Genomic DNA, 17,412 nt, shown 5'->3' on the forward strand with positions numbered 1-17,412 from the left:
CCTTTGATCTTATTTATTTCCTTACGACGGGAATCCACAATTCGCCACTTACGAAGCCGTCCCGCTCTTCCATCTCCACCGTAGCATTCGGCCCGCCGACATAGGCAAAATCCTTGGCTGACGGCAATACTTGACCAAAGGCAATGCCGGTAAGTTTATTGCTCAGCTCATCCGCCGTTTTCCCTTCCCCTTTTACAACGAGGTATTCCCCTTTAGGGAATTGAATAACTCTAGTGGCTTCTGGTAACGACTCCTCCGTCATGACGCCGGCATAATACATCATCTTGTTATTGACCGCCTCGTTTACGGCAAAAATGTAATCATTCGCAGCTATGGCCTTTAAGGTATCAAGCCTTCCATCTTGCTTCACTGACTCCCAAAATTCCGTTTTTTCCTTGTTGATGCCGGCATAATCCGTGTAATCGCTTTTAAGTTCGGTTCCAATACCTAATACGATAAAGCTGTCTTTTTCCTCAAGCGTATAATTCTCCATATTCAAAACCTTCCTTTTTTAATTTTTTTCAAATGATTTGTCTTTTCACTTGATAGGTTTATAATAACCTTAAATCATGTCAAAAAATGATACTGTTTAGGAGAGTCCGATGAAAAAAGTTGAGCGGATTAATACCATCATGCGGTATATCAACAACCGCGCCCACTTTACCATTTCCGAAATAATGCGCGAATTTAACATTTCTCGCTCGACGGCGATTCGAGATATTCGAGAAATCGAAGCCATGGGGATGCCGCTTGTCGCTGAAGTTGGGAGGGATGGGGGGTATTTTGTCATGAACAACTCCGTCCTGCCCACGGTCCGCTTTACCGACACTGAAATCAAAGCTTTGTTTATCGCCTTTATGGCCACTCGAAATCAACAGCTCCCTTATCTAAAGAGTCGCCATTCTTTGGCTGAAAAATTACTCGGCCTCATCTCGGAGAACCAACAAGACGATCTTGTTCTACTAAATCAAATATTGCTGTTTGAAGGAACCAATCCTCATAATCCCGACTTGCTTGATCTGTCCGACCTGCCCCATCCGATGTTAGAAAAACTCATACAACTCCTTCTGCTGGACAACTATTTATTGGTTTCCGTCCAGGAAGAGAAGGAAATTAAGTCTTATCCCATTTATCTCCTGCACCTTTATCGTGAAAAAAGCTTATGGTTAATTGAAGGCTTTGACTTAGCGGAAGAAAAGAGACGGATTATTCCTGTCGACAATCTCTCTGACATAGAACGATTCCATACAAAAAAAAGAGTTGGCAAGAAAAAGATTTTAGAGCAGCTGAGTAAACAGGAAGAGTTCATCAACCTTGTCCTTGATCTTGGTCCAAAGGCGATTGCCCAGTTCAAAAAGTACCATCCTGTAAAGTTTTCCATTGCATATACGAATCCTTACCAAACCACAGCCGTTCTTAAGGCTTTTATCGATGTGAACAAGGTGGAAGAATTGACCGAAATCACGAATTGGCTGCTATTTTTAGGTGGGGATATCAAGGTCAGGGAGATACCCGAACAAGTCGTAGAAGGTTTGAAAGAAAGATTCAGCTTGTACTGCCCATAAACACCGCCAGCGAAACGATTAATTCAGTGATAGCCTTCCCGTGGTCCCTCATCGTAATCAGCAATAGGAGCTCCATCCAAAATTTGGCCCGCGACAATTAGCATAACTTTTGTTCCAGTTCGGCCTTCTGGAGCAGGTGGTACCTTATGGTTCGTCCGCGCTCGGGCCATACATCCCCGGTACCGGTATGCCGAGCAGGCGGAGATAGACCGTCAACTGACCCCGATGATGATAAACGTGATTGAACATCAGCGTGCGCGCCATGTCGATCCGAGGCGCTTCCAAAACGGTCTCCCCCTTGCTGACGAGCCTCCAGGTATCTCTTAGACCGTCTTCTCCCCATGCCCGAAGCTTGGTCTCGGCGAGTGACAAACTATTTTCCAGTGCATCAAGCAATTCTTGCCGGTTAGTCGGCTCGGGCAATGGTACAACCGGAACCTCGCTGACCGAATCATCCAACAATATAGCCAGCCCTCCGGGTACTCCGGCAATATGCAGGGCAAGCTGCCCCAAAGACATCGATATCGGATGCGGTCTCCAAGAAAATTTGTCTTCCGGGAGCTTTTCGAGAAGCGCGCGTGTCGATTCGGCTTCCCTTTTCAATTCGCTGATCCATTCCTCAATTACGCTGATGGTGATCTCCTCCTCCCGCCTATGCCGTTCATCTCCTTCACCTTATCATCCCATGCGGGTAATCGTTTCTTACGGATTGCGGAAATCGCATTGGATCCCAGAGAACGAAAAGCTCCAAGCTGCGAGTAACGCACCTGTACACGCATGATCAACGTGTCTTTTTTGAAAGCAGGCTATTTTACGGGATCCGGTCCGAATACCGGCGCCAATTTTGATGCAGACAATTGCTCGCTCAGACCGAAATATTCGCAAAAATTCATAATCATCGGATTCCATTTCGCAGGATCGATATAATTGGGGTTACCAGTCACAAGAAGTTCTTCTTCAATATGGATTTTTTCAATTCGAACTTCGATGGCAACCAGCGAGCTTGGTTCTTCAAATGCATGGAGCTTCACAAGTTTGGCTTCCAGCTGCACAGGGCATTCTTTGACGCGCGGAGCCTGAACGATTAGGGATGGAAGTGGTGTTAAGCCAGCGACTCCGAATTTATCCGCCTCATGCCTGTAGCCCCTCTGTGCTTTAGAATCAGGGACTGGGTTGCTCCCCGTCAACAGCGTCAGCCGATCCACAGCAGGAATCAAGTCAACCGACGGAAGACTAAGTACGCACTCCCGTTCGCGGATCAAATTTTGAACCGTCTTCGATTTTCTGCTCATGCCCAGCATACACGATTGGTTGAGCCACCAGGCTGACGACATCGGAGACAGGTTGGGCGTGCCATCTTCGTTCATTGTGCTGATTAACACAACCGAAGTCCCGAAGTAAAGGATTTTGGGTTCAATTACTTTATGCATAACAGATTCACTCTCCTCGATAATAAGCTTCTAGGGTAATGTATCACAAATTTCCGGACTTTCTGGGGAATATCGAGTAAGAGCACAAGATACTGAAATTATGGATACACCGCAGATACGACTGCAAAACTTCTGACTTAAAAACCGCTTTAACAACCATTTATAAGTTATAAGAAAGTGCAAACAGAACTTGCACTCTTAATGTAATTACGATACTGGACTTTAGTCGAGGTCTGTTACCTTCCGCGGTCTGTTCCGAACTACGGAGATATTCGTTACAATATAGCGAAGACGTTTAGAGGAGCGATTGATCATGAATTACGAGCATAAAGTACAGAGGGAGATCGCCGACTGGGAACACCAGATGTTCAAACCGCCGGGCTGGCTGGAAAAAACATCGAAAACCATCGGCAGCCGGATTAATCATTGGATTCCCCCGAAGGTGCACACCATCATCACGACCACCATACGATCGATCGTGCGTACGGCACTGTTCGGAGCAGAATATACGCCTAGCCGGCCGGTCCAGCGTTCCCTGGAACTGGAAGCTGCCGATCAAGAAGCGAAAGAGTTGTTTGCTCTGTACCAAAAAATCGCGGTTGCCGAAGGAGCGGGTACCGGAGCCGGCGGCATCATGTTCAGCATGGTAGACTTTCCGGCTTTAATCGCGATCAAAATGAAATTTTTGTTCGAGCTGGCGCATGTTTACGGTTATGACACCAAACACTTCTCCGAGCGGGTATTCATCCTCAAGGTATTTCAAATGACGTTTTCGGGGCCCGAAAACCGTGCCAGGCTGCTCGATTCCGTCAAGCGTTGGCATATTGAAAAGGAACAATGGCGCTCCGATACCGAATATGCCCGGAATATGGACTGGGAAACCTTTCAGATCGAGTATCGAGATGCCATGGATTTCCGGAAAATGCTGCAGATGGTGCCCGGGATCGGCGCTTTCGCAGGCGCATGGGCGAATTACACCATACTTGAGGAGCTGCGCCAATTCGCCATGAACGCTTACCGCGTGCGCAGATTGCACGATTTCGAGGGATTGGGTTAACCCTATCCTATACATCTAAGAAACATGAACGAAGCAAACCACAAAAGCAGCTCATCCATAGGATAAGCTGCTTTTTGGTGTGTTCCCATTGTCATTACCACGCGCATATTTCCATTTCCGAAATGGCGAACCCCATCCCGAAATTCCGCTACTACTAAATTATGGAAAACGGAATTATAATCTTTTTGTCATCGCATGGATTGACACTTACAGTCAGCCAACTATCACGCCAAAATAAAGGAGGGATGCCGTTTCAGTCCCGATTGCGAAGTTGTTTTAATCCTAAGTTCAAAGGAGGAATTTTGATGAAGCAGAAGGGAATGCGTTACCTGCTGGTTCTGTCGCTGCTGCTGACCTGTTGGTCCGTTTTCGGTACGAGAGCCGAAGCTGCAGACTATACACAGGGCGTTGAATTATCCGGCAGCACAGCCACCGTATGGTTCAAATCCGCCGTCAACACTAGCTGGGTCGATGTCCATTATCGAGTAAACGGCGGCGAACAGCAAAATGTCAGAATGTCTTACCATGCCGGAAAATCCCGATATGAGCAGGCCATCTCAGGCATTGCCGCCGGCCACGTGATTACGTATTCGTTTACTTACAATAACGGGATCCCTGCCTATGACACCGGTGTATTTTCCTACACTGCCGGTTCCACGCCGCCTCCCTCTTCTTCCGGCTCCATATATGACATTCTTCCATCCACTATCCCCATGCCGCCAAACGGTGCCGTCTCGGTCAAGATCATGAACGGGACCCATGGCGCTTATACCGACCAGCAAATATACTGGGGCGTTCTCGGCATCAATCCCGTAAACAACCAGTGGAGCTATTTGGACCTTAACGGCAATCTGATCCCGATCTCCAGCGCCTTAAATGATGCGCCAGGACATTTAACCAAGAACGGCATCAACTACGCCAACATTTATCATAAGGTCAACGATGCTTCTTGGGTCACATTGCCCCAGATCACATCGGGCCGAATGTTCCTTAGCGTCGGCACTCCTCTGTACTTGAAGACCTTTAACGATGGATTCGCCGGCCCCGATCTGAACAATCCGACCGACCCGAACCGCGATATTTATTTTGATTTCGTTGAATTCACGATTGACGCCGCCGGCTACCACGGCAATACGACACGCGTCGATGGATTCGGTTTCCCCCTTCAGCATCGTCTGGTCAATAAATCCGGCTCCTTCGACCAGACTGTAGGCGAGCTGGAATCCGAAACCCGAAACGGTATCTTCGCCAAATTCCAGGCGGAAGTTCCTGCCGCCTTCAAATCGTTGGCCACGATTCAAGCACCGTATCGCATTGTCGCGCCGATTCACGGTTCTTTTGCCCAGGGTGGCGCGAATGCCAACTATTTCGGCGGGTATGCTCCGTACAGCACGCAGGATATTTTCCGATGCGACGGCGCTTTAACGGATGCGGCAACTTGTGCCGCCATTCAACGTCATGTATACACGGCCAACGACTGGAATAACGTTTCGAATTACTATCAAGCCGCCCCGGCTAATTATTACGCAAAATTCTGGCACGACCACAGCATTAACCGCTTGGCCTACGGTTTTCCGTATGACGATGTCAACGGCCAGGCCGCTTACCTTGAAGTTGGCGACCCGAAAGGCCTGATCATCCGCATCGGTTGGTAAATCTCCCATAATACCTGAGTGTCTGAGATTGCAAATTGCCTACTCGCTTTATTTATCATCATTAGCCCAAAAAAGCCGCGATTTTGGCGGCTTTTCATGCGTTTTAGGGAGCCTCATAGTTTTTTAACGGCATACCTACATATTCGCGGAAGGAGGCGACCCGCTCTCCCTCGAACTCGAATACGATGGCAAGCTCATTACTAAAAGACCGGCCATTCAACAAACCTTCTGAGCGAAATACCACCATCCCATGGTCCGCATTCTCAATCAAGACGAGCGGAATCAGCTGCATCTGAAATACGGAACGCTCGAACCTGACCAATTCCTCGAACCGCTCTTTGCCTTGCTGCTTGTGATCCCACCCATCTAGCGGGAGCGGAACAAAGAAATGAAAACCATCTGTAACCTTATCAAGAAAATCCGTTGTTTGCCCTGTTTCTAATGCCTGCTTAAAAGCTTCAAAACTTTCAGTTGTTCGGGTTGATACGGAATCTGCAGATTTTTTCATGTAGGCTTCCTCCTCATGGTTTAAATGACAGCTCCTATCATGGAGCTGTCGATCATTCGCCTTTGTTTACGCTTTCCAAGCTTTGATTAGCGTGTCTGAACCTTTAGCTGGCTTGATATCGTTCCGAGGTGAATGGCTTCGTGAAGCAGCGCGAAGTTGAACAGGTCCCCAGCCGTACTGAATTGGAACGGTCCCATGACAAACGGAGTTGAAAGCTTCTCGTCCAGCATATCCGAATTCAGCCCAGATAGGCGTGAAAGCTGAGCTGTTAACATCTCGACCAGCTCTTTTTTCGATGGAGGAGCCACCTTCCATTCCGAGGGTTTGGTTCCGGAGTTAAACAGTAAAGCATACGAGTCCGGTATGTCTGATGGGGAACCAAAGCTCAGGGTAGTATACGTATCCATCCAATAAATGATATGGCCGACATTCCAACGGATGGTGTTGTTAAATCCTGCAGTTTGTATGTCGAACCGCTCCTCCGGTATAGCCTGCACCTGCTGCAGCACCACTTGACGTCCAATCTTCGCCGAATTGATTATCGCTTCGGACATGTTCATTTCCTCCTTTGTCATAAAAAACGTTTGTTATGCTCCCAAGTATAGGTCGCACGGAACGTTACATCAATACAGTGGACATTACCGGAACGTTAAGTATAAGTTAACGATAATGAATTGACAGATCAGGAAGATAACGCCACAATAATCGTGAAACATCCATTCAATGATGCAAGGGAAAGCAGGTGTGCAGGATGGAGTTAAAACAACTGCAGTATTTTATGGCTATATGCGAAGAGCTTCACTTCTCGAGAGCAGCAGAAAAAATGGGAGTCAGTGCTCCCAACGTAAGCCAACAGATCAGGAGATTGGAAGCGGAATTAGGGGTTCTGTTGTTTGATCGCGTGGGAAAAACCATTGTTCTTACGGACGCTGGAGCGATTCTTCATGAACATGCCGCCGCCGTGTTCGGGCATCTGCAGCAAGCGGGCGATGCCATTGCCGATCTGAAGCAGATGCAAGGTGGATCGCTATCGATCGGCGTCTTGCCCGGTGACGCGGATCTCATGTTTAATGCCTTGCTGCTGGATTTCCATCAGACCTATCCCACCATCTCGCTGTCCCTTCTGGAAACGATGAAGGTAACGGAACAAGTTCTGGACCGAAGCATCGATATCGGCGTAACCATCGGACCCGTTATCGATGAACGGCTTACGTCAATCCCCCTGTTTCACGAGGAATTCTCATTGGCTGTACATAGGGACGATCCTCTTGCCGGGGAGAACTTCATCCCCTTGAACAGGCTGCGCTCCATGAATATGGTCATGTTTCCACCCGATCATCAATGCCGCAAGCTGATCGACCGCTTCTGCATGGACAACGGCTTTGCAGTGCAGCCTCATATGGTGACAACAACATTATCCTCCCTCCTCCAGATGGTACAGAGCGGAGTTGGCGCGTGCGTTCTGCCGCGACTTCTACTGGATAATCTTCGCAATACAGAGATCAAAGTCGTGCATCTAAGGAATCCTACGCCTTCTCAAGACATTTGTCTGATCTACCGCAGCGACAGATTTATGGGATATGCCATGCGCACATTCATCAAAAATTTGAGGGCATACATCGAGACGGCAATCCGTCATTCGAAGTCTTCATAGATTGGGATCTTTCCGTGTTCAGTTGTTCACATGCTGGATAAGATATCAAAAAGCCTGAGTTATCAGGCTTTTCTTAACGAATAAATGCAGCAGTTTTGTGTCAAATGCTGCCCCTAAATAAACATGCAATCACTAACTTTTTCAAATTATTTGCTGCGCAATCTCCCACACATGCCCTGCCGGATCTGTGAAGGCAGCGGTGCGGACACCCCATGGCCGATCCATTGGACCGTTAAGCAGGGTAACGCCGCGTGTTTTCAATTCGCTGCATACTGCATCTACATCATCCAACCGGATAGTAAACTGGAACCGAGATCCGGATTCTCGGATCGCGACGGTTCCAGGATGGATCAGACCGTGGGCTTCGGAGATATTCAGGAGGTTAATGCTCATATTTCCGAAATTGAACACCGCAGAAACATCGTCCTCATAAACAGCGGAAAAACCAAAAACTTCTTGATAGAACACCTTCACATTGTGCAAATCCTCCACAAACAATGTAATTACATCAACATTCAACGACCCTAAAGACCTCATACCTACACCCCTTCACACTCAAATCAACGCATATTCATCATAATAGAATTAAGGAATTGATATTTCTTTTTATTTGCTATGTCATTCCTATGAATATCTCATTGTTTCTTCATATCATATAAATTTCACTTGCGGCATTTTGTTAAGTTGCTCTTTTATAACGCGAGCTATGGTTTGGACTCCGATTTCAATGTGCTCCTCCACTACCTGCGATACGCTTAAGCGAATCACCGAATCCTGGGCAAACTCGGGAAGATACATTTTTCGGGCATCGTCTACGTATACGTTTTCCTTCTTCAAATCCTCAATCAACATCCCGGCCTTAAGCAGACCAGGTAACCGGATCGTTGAATAGAATCCCGATTGAGAAACCGAATATGCGGCGCTTGACGGCAGCTTCTCTTGATAAGCCTTTTGCAATAAGGCCGCTTTCCTGCTGTAGATGGATCTCATGCGCTGGATATGAGCCTTGAACATGCCGCTCTTCAAGTAAATTTCCAAAGCCCCTTGCATAAGGACCGGGGTATGGAGATCGGTAGCGAATTTGGCGCTAAGGAATGATTCACGCAGGAAGTCCGGAATAACAGCAAGCCCCAATCTTAAGCCGGGCAGCATTACTTTGGAAAAGCTTTTGATATATATGACCCTTCCGGATGGATCGTAAGCAAACATCGGATCCTGGTTCTTGTCAGGATCGAGATCGCCTAGATAATCGTCCTCGATAATGTAAACGTCGTATTTTTGGGCCAGTTCCACGATTTTTCGTCGTTCCTTATTGGAATAGCTGCATCCTGTCGGGTTATGAAACCTGGTCACGGTGTAGAAACATTTAATGTCGTTGCATTTGAACAGATGCTCCAGCCGTTCCATGTCGATTCCTCTCTCCGTTATTTCAATTCCGTAAGTCGTGGCCTGCTGAACCTTGATCGACTCGATCATACTGACATGAGTAGGCTGTTCTACGCAGATATTTTTTTTGCCATTAGGAAAGGAAAGCGAAGTCAATAGATGAATCGCTTGCTGTGACCCGGATACCACGCAGATTCGGTCAGGAACCGTAAACACTTGCAGTTCTCGCAGATGCCGGGCCAGCTCCTCTCTTAACGAAGGCAGCCCTTGGATCTCCGAATAGGTAAACATCTCCTCTTTATATACTTCGATAGCTTGATTGATGCAGTGCTGAAAGTCCCGGTAAGGCATGGCATTCTTGTCGGGGCCAGCTGAGAGAAAATCTATGACTCCCGTGTTAGCTGAACCTGAATGTCCGGAAGGCACCCGCTCTACAACATAGTAACCGCTTTTCGAGACGGAATAGATTTTGTGTTTTTTTTCCAATTCTGAGTATGCTTTGATGATGGTATTCACACTGCAGTCGAACTGCTTGGCTAACGCCCGTATGGATGGCAGCCTCTTCCCGGGTTTCAACACTCCAATATCGATTTGCTGTTCGATACTCTTCATGACCTCGGCATAAATCATGTGGCCCCCTCCTCCTCTCCTCAATCTGTATAGGTACAAACGTTACATAATCAGATTTACTTGCAGCAGCTGTAACCATAGACTAATAGTATCAAAATGCATTTGATATGGGGAATTTGTTCTGTTCGATGGCCATCGAGACCATTCCCGAAATAAGATGTACTAGGAGTGATGCAGCCGTGTTACAGATGAATAAGAAAAACCGCCTATCCGCTTTTATCTTTATATTCCTTGCAGTCGTTTGCTTGTTCGCATACTCGCCAAGTGCCGATGCAAAGCCAAGCTCCCATCGGTTTGAACTGGAACAAACCTTTCGGAAGTCCCATGCGACGCTGGTCCTCAAGAATTTGAAGATCGATCAAGTATACACATTCAATTCTGAAAGAAGTAAACAGCGGTTTACTCCGGAATCCAGCTTTAAAGTGGCAAATGCCCTCATCGGTTTGGAAGTCAAGGCTGTTGCTGACGAATACGAAGTCAAAAGATGGGACGGTATCGTAAGAGAGTTTCCGGTTTGGAACCGGGATCACTCACTTGCTTCGGCTATGAGGGAATCAGCGATTTGGTATTACCAGGCGATGGCTCGCGATATCGGCCAAGAGCTGATGCAGAAATACGTGAATCGAATCCATTATGGTAACCGCGACATAACCGGAGGCATCGATACATTCTGGCTGAACAGCAGCTTGAAGATCTCTGCCGTAGAACAAGCGGAGTTTATCGAAAAGCTCGTTGAAGAGAATTTGCCCTTTCAGAAGAAAACGATGAAAACGGTCAAGCGGATGATGATCGACGATGAACAGGATGAATATACGATTCATGGAAAAACCGGTTCGAGGCTGTCCGATATGGGGCTTGGCTGGTATGTCGGATATGTCGAAACGGATAAAGAGACCTGGGTATTCGCAACGAATGCAGCCGGCAGCGGTGCATTCGCGAAGCAATTAACGCTGACAACATTGGAGAAGATGAAGATCTTGAATAATTAATAAAGAATTTGCGTCCCATCTGATTGATTACCTTACAACTTAAGAGATACAGAATAAAGATTGGAGATTCATGCCACCGGACATATTATGGTAACAGGGTCCTGACGAATAGATCGTCAGGACCCTGTGTTTGTTTTAAGATTTCGAGCAGTATGACAAGATCATTGCTCAGCCTTCTATGGCTGAGCAATGAATGCTTGAAGGGCAGCGGCCAATCCATGTAAATCATCGATTAGCGGGGAATGCCCTGCATCCAAGGATACATATTGAACTGGCTTTCCATGACTTGCAAAGTCTTCTTTGATTTCTTCCGTCATCTGCTGCGTGGTAATCAAATCCTTAACGCCCCAAATGACGAGGACCGGACATTGAATACGCTCCAACTCTCCTGTTCCATCCGCGAGTCCGTTGGATACGGAACTGATATTGAATCGGTTTGCGGCATCGGCAGCATCCACCATGTTACGCTGCTTCATGCAGGCATCGATGTACTTCCCACGGGTGGCAGCATCAGACTCACGTTCATGAAACAAAACGTAGTCCATCGCCTGAGCAAAGTAAGCCCGGTCCTGCCTCTGATTTGCTTGAAACGTCATGGCAAGTCCTGGGTCTTTGACTATTTCCTCTTTAGTCTTCAGACGAATGCCATCGGCATTCACGGCTGCATATCCTCTAGTCGAGATAGAGGCAAGCAGAATCAACTTTCGTACGCGATCTGGATATTCTGCCGCAAACTGCATGGCGATGCCTCCACCATTCGACCAGCCCATAACCATAACATGGCGAAGACCAAGCTGTTCTACGAATTGATGCAGGTCCGCGGAAAAGTCTTTCATGTCACCAATGGGATTCTGATAGCTGGACTCGCCGTAACCACGCAAGTCTACAGCGATGAAGCGTTGGGTCATATCGGCATGCGTCAACAAGGGTTCCCACAGCTCCGAAGAAGCCATATTCCCGTGAATCAACAGCATACAGGGTTCCGTACCTGTTCTTTCTCTATAACTCAGCATTTCTCCATTAGGTAACAAAGCCGTTTTCACTTCAAGTGTCATCACCACATCCCCTCCTTACAAATCTCCTAGTTTATTCACGAATTTAACCGATAAAATGACGCTTGCCACACCCAATACGCTGAAAATGGCATATAAAAAGCCAGGGTGCAACGTAATCCGCAGCAACCCGAGAAAATTAGGGAACTGCATCAGGAAGACGGCGCAAATGACCGTAGGGATGACCGCCCTTTTCCATATTCCGAACCAAAATAGCGGAATCAATGAGGCAAGCGCGACAACGATGGAGTGTAAGGTCATTCGGATCGCATAATTCGCCAGGTCAGCTGCCGTCGGCGTTCCCGGGATGACATCCATCACTTGGTTGAGCGCATAAGTTGCAACACCGCCAAGTACGAAGGACACCAGCGTACCGAAGAAAACCGCCAACACAATGAACAGCACCTTGGCCATCACGAGCCTTTTTCGGCTGAGCGGATATCCGAATGAAAGAGCCATCGTCTTATTCTTATATTCTTCAATGAATACATGATTGATCAGGGACGCTCCGAACAATATAAACCCCATCTGAATGGGTATCATCAGTTCCAGAGCGGCAGCATAACTTTCTCCAAAACGAATCATCGGCATATCGGCAAAAACGACCTTGAGAAAAAATACCGGCAAGAACATAAGAATGATCCAATACGTAATCGCTTCACCGATCACTTTCTTACGATCCAGCTTCTTCCATTCCAGCTCGATTAATTTCAACATATCGGATTCACTCCTTTCCCTGAATTTGATGATAGAAATAGTCTTCCAATGTACTGTTATATTTTTGGATCTCCTCGATTTCAATCTCATGCGCAATCAGCAGTTTGGTAATTTGACTGGTCGATACGTCCGTATCATAGACTCGGATTCGCTGATCCTGCACGATTTTGATATTGGATATACGAAGCTCATGCTCAAGTAGAAAGGCGGCTTTCTGCACATTCGAGGTCATAAGTTCAATATAATCGGTACGCTGCTTTCGAATGTCGGACAACGTGACTTCGTCGACCAATTGACCGCGTTGAATGACGCCGATCCTATCGGCTACCTGCTCAATTTCCCCTAAGATATGGCTGGACAAGACAAATGTAATCCCATATTCCTGGTTCAGTGTTCGGATCAAATCCCTCATGTTTTTAATGCCGATCGGATCCAGTCCGTTCGTGGGTTCATCCAGCACGATCAATTCCGGCTTGGTGATGGCGGCCCTGGCGATGCCAAGACGCTGCTTCATGCCGAGCGAGAAATCCTTCACTTTTTTATCTTCGATTCCTTCTAATTGGACCAGGTCCAGGGCTTGACGTATAGCTCTCTTATCATAATAGCCCAAGTATTCGCAATGAATTTGGAGATTCTCAATGGCCGTCATGTGCTCGAAAAATATCGGGTATTCAATGATGCTCCCGACCCGCTTGAGGCCTTCTTTGGAGGTTTCTGAAAAATTCTTGCCAAACAGCATGATCGCGCCGGAGGTCGGAAGAATGAGCCCCGTCAGCATTTTCATGATGGTTGTTTTACCCGCGCCGTTTGGACCCAGCAAGCCATAAATCTCGCCCTTTCTCACATTGAGATTAACACTCGATACAATGGACATCCCTTTTACGGTTTTGCTCAGATCCGAAGTTTGAATGACGTAATTCACGAAGACCACCACCGTGTTTATAATTTGATTTCCTTTGTTATCTTTATCATAGACCTGAAAATGGACTTATTCCTTTCCCGTTCCTTACATGTTTCTTAAGAATCAATCGAAACGTGCGGCTGAAATAAAAAAGAGACGTTGAACAAGAGGACAACATCTCATGGATCAAGATTAGTAGGTTAATTGCTTAAATTTGCATGTGAAAATGGTCTTTTTGTCAGCCTCCGAGCTGCTTAGACTGATCCGTCCGTTCATTTCTTCCGTTAGGCGTTTAGAGATACTGAGTCCCAGCCCGCTTCCTTGAAATTGCGGATTCCGGGCATCGTCCAGGGTATAAAGTCTTTCAAATACGCGATCCTGATGAATCTCTGCGATCCCTTTCCCCCGGTCCCACACGTCTACGGCCACGTATTCTCCTTCTTCCCGAACCGTCAGCCCGAACACGCCTCCGTCGCTTCCATAGCGGATGGAATTCGATATGAGATTGCTCAATATTCGATGCAGCGCATCCTTGTTGCCAAGGAAATAAAAGGGCAGCTCCGGAATGTCGATCTCAACCCGAAGATTTCTGGAAACCAGCAGGTCGTAAAACTCAAGAACGCTGTTCCGGCAAACCTCGCTCAATGATATTTTGCTTAGCGGGATATCATAATCCTCAGACTCGATTTTGACAAGGTCGAAGAATTGATTAAGCAAGGCGATCAGACTGTTTACTTTTTCATTCAACCGTTGAATGACTTGCTCCTCGTCTTGCGCGGTCAACATATTCTTCTGATTCAGTTTTTCCGTGTAGCCGAGAATGACCGTCAGCGGCGTCTTCAAATCATGAGACATGTTTGAGATCATTTTCTTTTGGCTGTCCTTCGTTCTGGAATAATCCGCAAATACCTTCTGTTTGTTATCCAGCAAACGGTTAATCTGTGTGAGCAGCCGCCTGACGGCATCGTCGCCAGTGGGCACCAACACTTTCTCGGCTGTGTCCTGGTCCAGAATATCGGAGATTTTATTCGCTATCTCCAGGATGCTTTGATTTCGTTTCTTCTTGGAAACAAATAGCCATCCGATGATTGCAACCAATAGGGCAATGATGACGGATAAAAGAAGGACCATATGCTAATCCCCCATTTTATATCCGATTCCCCAAATCGTCCGAATGTATTGCGGAGCTGACGGATCCTCTTCGATTTTTTCCCGGAGTCTCCGGATATGTACATTAATCACGTTCTCATTCCCGTAATAATCTTCTTCCCAAATGAGCTGATAGATTTGTTCCTTGGTGAATACCCTGCTGTGATGGGTTAGGAGCAGCTTCAAAATATGGAATTCCTTCGCGGTGAGCGGCACGCTTTTTCCTTTGACTTTTACGGAGAACGAATGCAAGTCCAGGACGAGATCCTTAAACGTAATGACGGGAGGGTCTGCAGGTTTGCTTTCCGTTTCCGCGTATACCGTTGCCCTCCGAATGGCAGCTTGAACCCTGGCTGTTAATTCGATCATGGAGAAAGGCTTGCTGATATAATCATCCGCGCCAAACCCAAGGCCCATGGCCTTGTCGAGGTCGCTGCCTTTCGCAGAAATAATCAGAACAGGAACTTTGCTGGTCTCTCGGATATGTTTGAGCAGCTCCATTCCGTTTACCTTGGGGAGCATCAAATCGAGCAAGATCAGATCGAACTTCTCTTTTTGAAAAAGCGCGAGTGCTTCCTCGCCGTCGCGTGCCGAATCAACGCTATAATGATCCTGTTTCAGCTGGCTTTCAATCAACTGATTGATGTCGTTGTCGTCTTCAACGAGCAGAATGCGTTTTTGCATATCCTATGTCCTCCTGTGCATGCTCTGATCCATTCTACGGTTCCGATCCGAAACCGTAGTTTTTTCGATTTTAACACAATTTGGCATAATCTAGTGATCAATAGGAATTAAGCAATTACAGAAAAATCCCTTTCGCAGCAATCGGGTGCGGCTTCATCGGTGAAACAAAAAAATCCGCGTATTCCGCGGATTTATAATGCATGTATGTTGACGAAACTGCCGCTGTTTTTGTTATTTCCACCAAACGACAGCATGATCAGGCTCCGTAGAATATGCCGATGGAGCTATTACTACCGATTCCCCAATTTGAGGAGTGAGTATGTGCACTTGTTTTTGTTTAGCAGCCGTAGTAACACGTTCGATCGGTTCATTCCAGTCATGCAAGGCCAACGTAAACCCTGCCCAATGGATCGGAATCAACCATTGCCCTTTCACATCCAGATGAGCCTGCACCGTCTCTTCAGGCATCATATGAATATTCGCCCAACGTTTGTCGTATTGACCACATTCCATGAGCGTCACATCAAATGGGCCGTATTTTTCTCCGATCTCATGAAAATGTGGACCATACCCGCTATCCCCGCTGAAATACACTCGACTCTTGTTGCTGATAATGACCCAAGACGACCATAAGGTCGAATCGCGGTCAAACAGGCTTCGCCCTGAAAAGTGTCTCGCTGGCGTGCAGATGAGTTGTAGACCGTCTAACCCGGATGCATCCCACCAATTATGTTCGGTAATGCTCGATTTCGAAATCCCCCAGCGCTCCAAGTGACCACCAAGGCCAAGCGGCACATAAAAATGCTTAGCCTTCTCCTTAAGCTTCTGAATGGAGCTAAAATCCAGATGATCATAATGATCATGTGACAAAACGACGGCATCAATGGGAGGAAGCTTGTCCAGATCAATAGGAATATCCCTGCTATAACGTTGATTCCCAAAAACAGGGATTGGGGATGGAGACGTTCCTAACATAGGGTCGAACAGCAGCGTTTTCCCCTCGATTTCCAGCATGAATGCAGAATGCCCAAACCACGTTACACGTGTTAGCGCTTGTTGTTGTATACTTGCGGGATCTACTCGCTTTATCGGTAATGGAGAAGTCGGCTTCCGATTGGGATTCCGTTTCATGTAATCTCGTAATAGTGACATGAAGTCCGTTGCTCCCATCCTCATGGAGGTATGGATTGGATTCACAAAATGATTACGGTCGAAATTCGGGAGTTTGCGAAATTCGTTTCGTTTTTCCCTAGATACTCTTTGGCCGAATGGCGGATAATATCTCAGAAACAATGCAATGGATAGGATTAAAGCAGCGCATATTAAAAAAATGGTCATAGGGTTCTACCTCGATTTGTCCAATCTAGTCTAAGATAAAAGAATCGGATTACATAAATTGTAATGCTCCTTCTTACATTTAAGCTTTCACAGCATCCCAGCTCATAACGATAGCTGCTTCCAATTCCCGATTACCAAATCGGGTTCCGTTCTTCAGATGTGATTTCGCCAATTCGGCTACGGGTAAAATCGAATAAACGATCAACATATCCACATCTTCCGCTTTCAATATATTCTGCTTCTTTCCCGTTTCAAACATCTCGAAAATGGGTTGGAACAGGCTTGCGGTCTCGTCCAAACACCATTTCTGGGGCAATGGAGAATTCATGATTTGCTCTAAAAATAGAAAATAGTCTTTGTGCGTATGTATAAACTCCACATACTTCCGGATGATCGATTCAAAGCGTTCTTTAACCGATCGCGTATCATCGAATCCCTGTAACATGCTCTTACTCATCTTGCCCTTCACCTTTAAGTAAGTCTTAAGCAGCAGATCCTCCTTATTCTCATGATAAATATAGATCGTTGCAGCCGATACATTAGCCTTCTTAGCTATTTTGGATATCGACGTTTCCGCAAACCCAATCTCATTCACTAATTGAATCGTCGCGTCAAAAATGGCTTCCACTTTGTTATCGTCTCTATGTCTCATGAAACAATAATAAACGATCATTCGTTTATAATCAAGAAACCGGGT

Annotated in this window: 19 protein-coding genes; 5 read left to right on the top strand and 14 right to left on the bottom strand. The window is 46.6% G+C overall.

Going from position 1 to position 17,412, the window contains the following annotated elements:
• Positions 1-13: 13 nt before the first annotated feature.
• The gene (locus GYMC10_RS17225; protein ID WP_015735692.1) at positions 14-493 is read right to left on the bottom strand and encodes a GyrI-like domain-containing protein; all 480 of its coding nucleotides are present in this window, start codon (positions 491-493) and stop codon (positions 14-16) included.
• Positions 494-602: 109 nt separating this feature from the next.
• Between GYMC10_RS17225 and GYMC10_RS17230 the strand changes: the two genes are divergently transcribed.
• Complete coding sequence (locus tag GYMC10_RS17230; RefSeq protein ID WP_009592522.1) at positions 603-1,565, top strand: helix-turn-helix transcriptional regulator; 963 nt, start codon at positions 603-605, stop codon at positions 1,563-1,565.
• Positions 1,566-1,709: 144 nt separating this feature from the next.
• Here the strand turns inward: GYMC10_RS17230 and GYMC10_RS17235 are convergent, their stop codons facing one another.
• On the bottom strand, positions 1,710-2,168 hold the full coding sequence (locus GYMC10_RS17235) for a DinB family protein (RefSeq protein WP_251496470.1): 459 nt from the start codon (positions 2,166-2,168) through the stop codon (positions 1,710-1,712).
• Between the two features lie 203 nt (positions 2,169-2,371).
• Positions 2,372-2,995 (bottom strand): flavin reductase family protein, encoded by a 624-nt coding sequence (locus GYMC10_RS17240; RefSeq protein WP_015735694.1) that lies wholly within the window; start codon positions 2,993-2,995, stop codon positions 2,372-2,374.
• A 313-nt stretch (positions 2,996-3,308) separates the two neighbouring features.
• Here GYMC10_RS17240 and GYMC10_RS17245 point away from each other — a divergent pair, with 313 nt between their 5' ends.
• Both GYMC10_RS17245 and GYMC10_RS17250 read left to right on the top strand, forming a co-directional pair.
• The gene (locus GYMC10_RS17245; RefSeq protein ID WP_015735695.1) at positions 3,309-4,052 is read left to right on the top strand and encodes an EcsC family protein; all 744 of its coding nucleotides are present in this window, start codon (positions 3,309-3,311) and stop codon (positions 4,050-4,052) included.
• Between the two features lie 305 nt (positions 4,053-4,357).
• Positions 4,358-5,707 (top strand): glycoside hydrolase family 64 protein, encoded by a 1,350-nt coding sequence (locus tag GYMC10_RS17250; RefSeq protein ID WP_015735696.1) that lies wholly within the window; start codon positions 4,358-4,360, stop codon positions 5,705-5,707.
• 103 nt (positions 5,708-5,810) lie between these two features.
• Here the strand turns inward: GYMC10_RS17250 and GYMC10_RS17255 are convergent, their stop codons facing one another.
• Complete coding sequence (locus tag GYMC10_RS17255) at positions 5,811-6,215, bottom strand: nuclear transport factor 2 family protein (protein WP_015735697.1); 405 nt, start codon at positions 6,213-6,215, stop codon at positions 5,811-5,813.
• 86 nt (positions 6,216-6,301) lie between these two features.
• Positions 6,302-6,769, bottom strand: a complete 468-nt coding sequence (locus GYMC10_RS17260) for a DinB family protein (protein WP_015735698.1) — start codon at positions 6,767-6,769, stop codon at positions 6,302-6,304.
• 197 nt (positions 6,770-6,966) lie between these two features.
• Between GYMC10_RS17260 and GYMC10_RS17265 the strand changes: the two genes are divergently transcribed.
• Complete coding sequence (locus tag GYMC10_RS17265) at positions 6,967-7,869, top strand: LysR family transcriptional regulator (protein WP_015735699.1); 903 nt, start codon at positions 6,967-6,969, stop codon at positions 7,867-7,869.
• Positions 7,870-8,010: 141 nt separating this feature from the next.
• Here GYMC10_RS17265 and GYMC10_RS17270 read toward each other — a convergent pair whose 3' ends face one another.
• Together GYMC10_RS17270 and GYMC10_RS17275 are read right to left on the bottom strand one after the other, a co-directional pair.
• Positions 8,011-8,406: a VOC family protein gene (locus tag GYMC10_RS17270; protein ID WP_015735700.1), complete on the bottom strand. Its 396-nt coding sequence runs from the start codon at positions 8,404-8,406 to the stop codon at positions 8,011-8,013.
• Between the two features lie 114 nt (positions 8,407-8,520).
• A complete protein-coding gene (locus GYMC10_RS17275; protein WP_015735701.1) occupies positions 8,521-9,885 on the bottom strand; it encodes a PLP-dependent aminotransferase family protein in 1,365 nt (454 codons plus the stop codon).
• 188 nt (positions 9,886-10,073) lie between these two features.
• Between GYMC10_RS17275 and blaOXA the strand changes: the two genes are divergently transcribed.
• Positions 10,074-10,874 carry a class D beta-lactamase gene (blaOXA, locus tag GYMC10_RS17280; RefSeq protein WP_410002343.1) on the top strand — a complete coding sequence of 267 codons (801 nt, stop codon included), beginning with the start codon at positions 10,074-10,076 and terminating at the stop codon, positions 10,872-10,874.
• 176 nt (positions 10,875-11,050) lie between these two features.
• Here blaOXA and GYMC10_RS17285 read toward each other — a convergent pair whose 3' ends face one another.
• The 7 genes from GYMC10_RS17285 to GYMC10_RS17315 all read right to left on the bottom strand — a co-directional run bounded on the left by GYMC10_RS17285 (position 11,051) and on the right by GYMC10_RS17315 (position 17,343).
• A complete protein-coding gene (locus GYMC10_RS17285; RefSeq protein ID WP_015735703.1) occupies positions 11,051-11,929 on the bottom strand; it encodes an alpha/beta fold hydrolase in 879 nt (292 codons plus the stop codon).
• Between the two features lie 15 nt (positions 11,930-11,944).
• Positions 11,945-12,643 (bottom strand): ABC transporter permease, encoded by a 699-nt coding sequence (locus GYMC10_RS17290; RefSeq protein ID WP_015735704.1) that lies wholly within the window; start codon positions 12,641-12,643, stop codon positions 11,945-11,947.
• 7 nt (positions 12,644-12,650) lie between these two features.
• Positions 12,651-13,565 (bottom strand): ABC transporter ATP-binding protein, encoded by a 915-nt coding sequence (locus GYMC10_RS17295; RefSeq protein WP_015735705.1) that lies wholly within the window; start codon positions 13,563-13,565, stop codon positions 12,651-12,653.
• A 171-nt stretch (positions 13,566-13,736) separates the two neighbouring features.
• On the bottom strand, positions 13,737-14,675 hold the full coding sequence (locus GYMC10_RS17300; RefSeq protein WP_015735706.1) for a sensor histidine kinase: 939 nt from the start codon (positions 14,673-14,675) through the stop codon (positions 13,737-13,739).
• A 3-nt stretch (positions 14,676-14,678) separates the two neighbouring features.
• Complete coding sequence (locus GYMC10_RS17305) at positions 14,679-15,377, bottom strand: response regulator transcription factor (protein WP_015735707.1); 699 nt, start codon at positions 15,375-15,377, stop codon at positions 14,679-14,681.
• Positions 15,378-15,608: 231 nt separating this feature from the next.
• Positions 15,609-16,529, bottom strand: coding sequence for an MBL fold metallo-hydrolase (locus tag GYMC10_RS17310; RefSeq protein WP_397359564.1), 921 nt, complete (start codon positions 16,527-16,529; stop codon positions 15,609-15,611).
• A gap of 265 nt (positions 16,530-16,794) precedes the next feature.
• Positions 16,795-17,343, bottom strand: a complete 549-nt coding sequence (locus tag GYMC10_RS17315) for a TetR/AcrR family transcriptional regulator (protein WP_228468902.1) — start codon at positions 17,341-17,343, stop codon at positions 16,795-16,797.
• Positions 17,344-17,412: the final 69 nt, after the last annotated feature.

The sequence above is a fragment of the Paenibacillus sp. Y412MC10 genome, from assembly GCF_000024685.1.
Lineage (GTDB): Bacteria > Bacillota > Bacilli > Paenibacillales > Paenibacillaceae > Paenibacillus_AQ > Paenibacillus_AQ lautus_A.

Bases quoted from the DNA above. Each gene is read 5' to 3' on its own strand.
- GYMC10_RS17225 (WP_015735692.1), bottom strand. From the start codon at position 493: ATGGAGAATTATACGCTTGAGGAAAAAGACAGCTTTATCGTATTAGGT.
- GYMC10_RS17230 (WP_009592522.1), top strand. From the start codon at position 603: ATGAAAAAAGTTGAGCGGATTAATACCATCATGCGGTATATCAACAAC.
- GYMC10_RS17240 (WP_015735694.1), bottom strand. From the start codon at position 2,995: ATGCATAAAGTAATTGAACCCAAAATCCTTTACTTCGGGACTTCGGTT.
- GYMC10_RS17245 (WP_015735695.1), top strand. From the start codon at position 3,309: ATGAATTACGAGCATAAAGTACAGAGGGAGATCGCCGACTGGGAACAC.
- GYMC10_RS17250 (WP_015735696.1), top strand. From the start codon at position 4,358: ATGAAGCAGAAGGGAATGCGTTACCTGCTGGTTCTGTCGCTGCTGCTG.
- GYMC10_RS17255 (WP_015735697.1), bottom strand. From the start codon at position 6,215: ATGAAAAAATCTGCAGATTCCGTATCAACCCGAACAACTGAAAGTTTT.
- GYMC10_RS17260 (WP_015735698.1), bottom strand. From the start codon at position 6,769: ATGTCCGAAGCGATAATCAATTCGGCGAAGATTGGACGTCAAGTGGTG.
- GYMC10_RS17265 (WP_015735699.1), top strand. From the start codon at position 6,967: ATGGAGTTAAAACAACTGCAGTATTTTATGGCTATATGCGAAGAGCTT.
- GYMC10_RS17270 (WP_015735700.1), bottom strand. From the start codon at position 8,406: ATGAGGTCTTTAGGGTCGTTGAATGTTGATGTAATTACATTGTTTGTG.
- GYMC10_RS17275 (WP_015735701.1), bottom strand. From the start codon at position 9,885: ATGATTTATGCCGAGGTCATGAAGAGTATCGAACAGCAAATCGATATT.
- blaOXA (WP_410002343.1), top strand. From the start codon at position 10,074: ATGAATAAGAAAAACCGCCTATCCGCTTTTATCTTTATATTCCTTGCA.
- GYMC10_RS17285 (WP_015735703.1), bottom strand. From the start codon at position 11,929: ATGACACTTGAAGTGAAAACGGCTTTGTTACCTAATGGAGAAATGCTG.
- GYMC10_RS17290 (WP_015735704.1), bottom strand. From the start codon at position 12,643: ATGTTGAAATTAATCGAGCTGGAATGGAAGAAGCTGGATCGTAAGAAA.
- GYMC10_RS17300 (WP_015735706.1), bottom strand. From the start codon at position 14,675: ATGGTCCTTCTTTTATCCGTCATCATTGCCCTATTGGTTGCAATCATC.
- GYMC10_RS17305 (WP_015735707.1), bottom strand. From the start codon at position 15,377: ATGCAAAAACGCATTCTGCTCGTTGAAGACGACAACGACATCAATCAG.
- GYMC10_RS17310 (WP_397359564.1), bottom strand. From the start codon at position 16,529: ATGTCACTATTACGAGATTACATGAAACGGAATCCCAATCGGAAGCCG.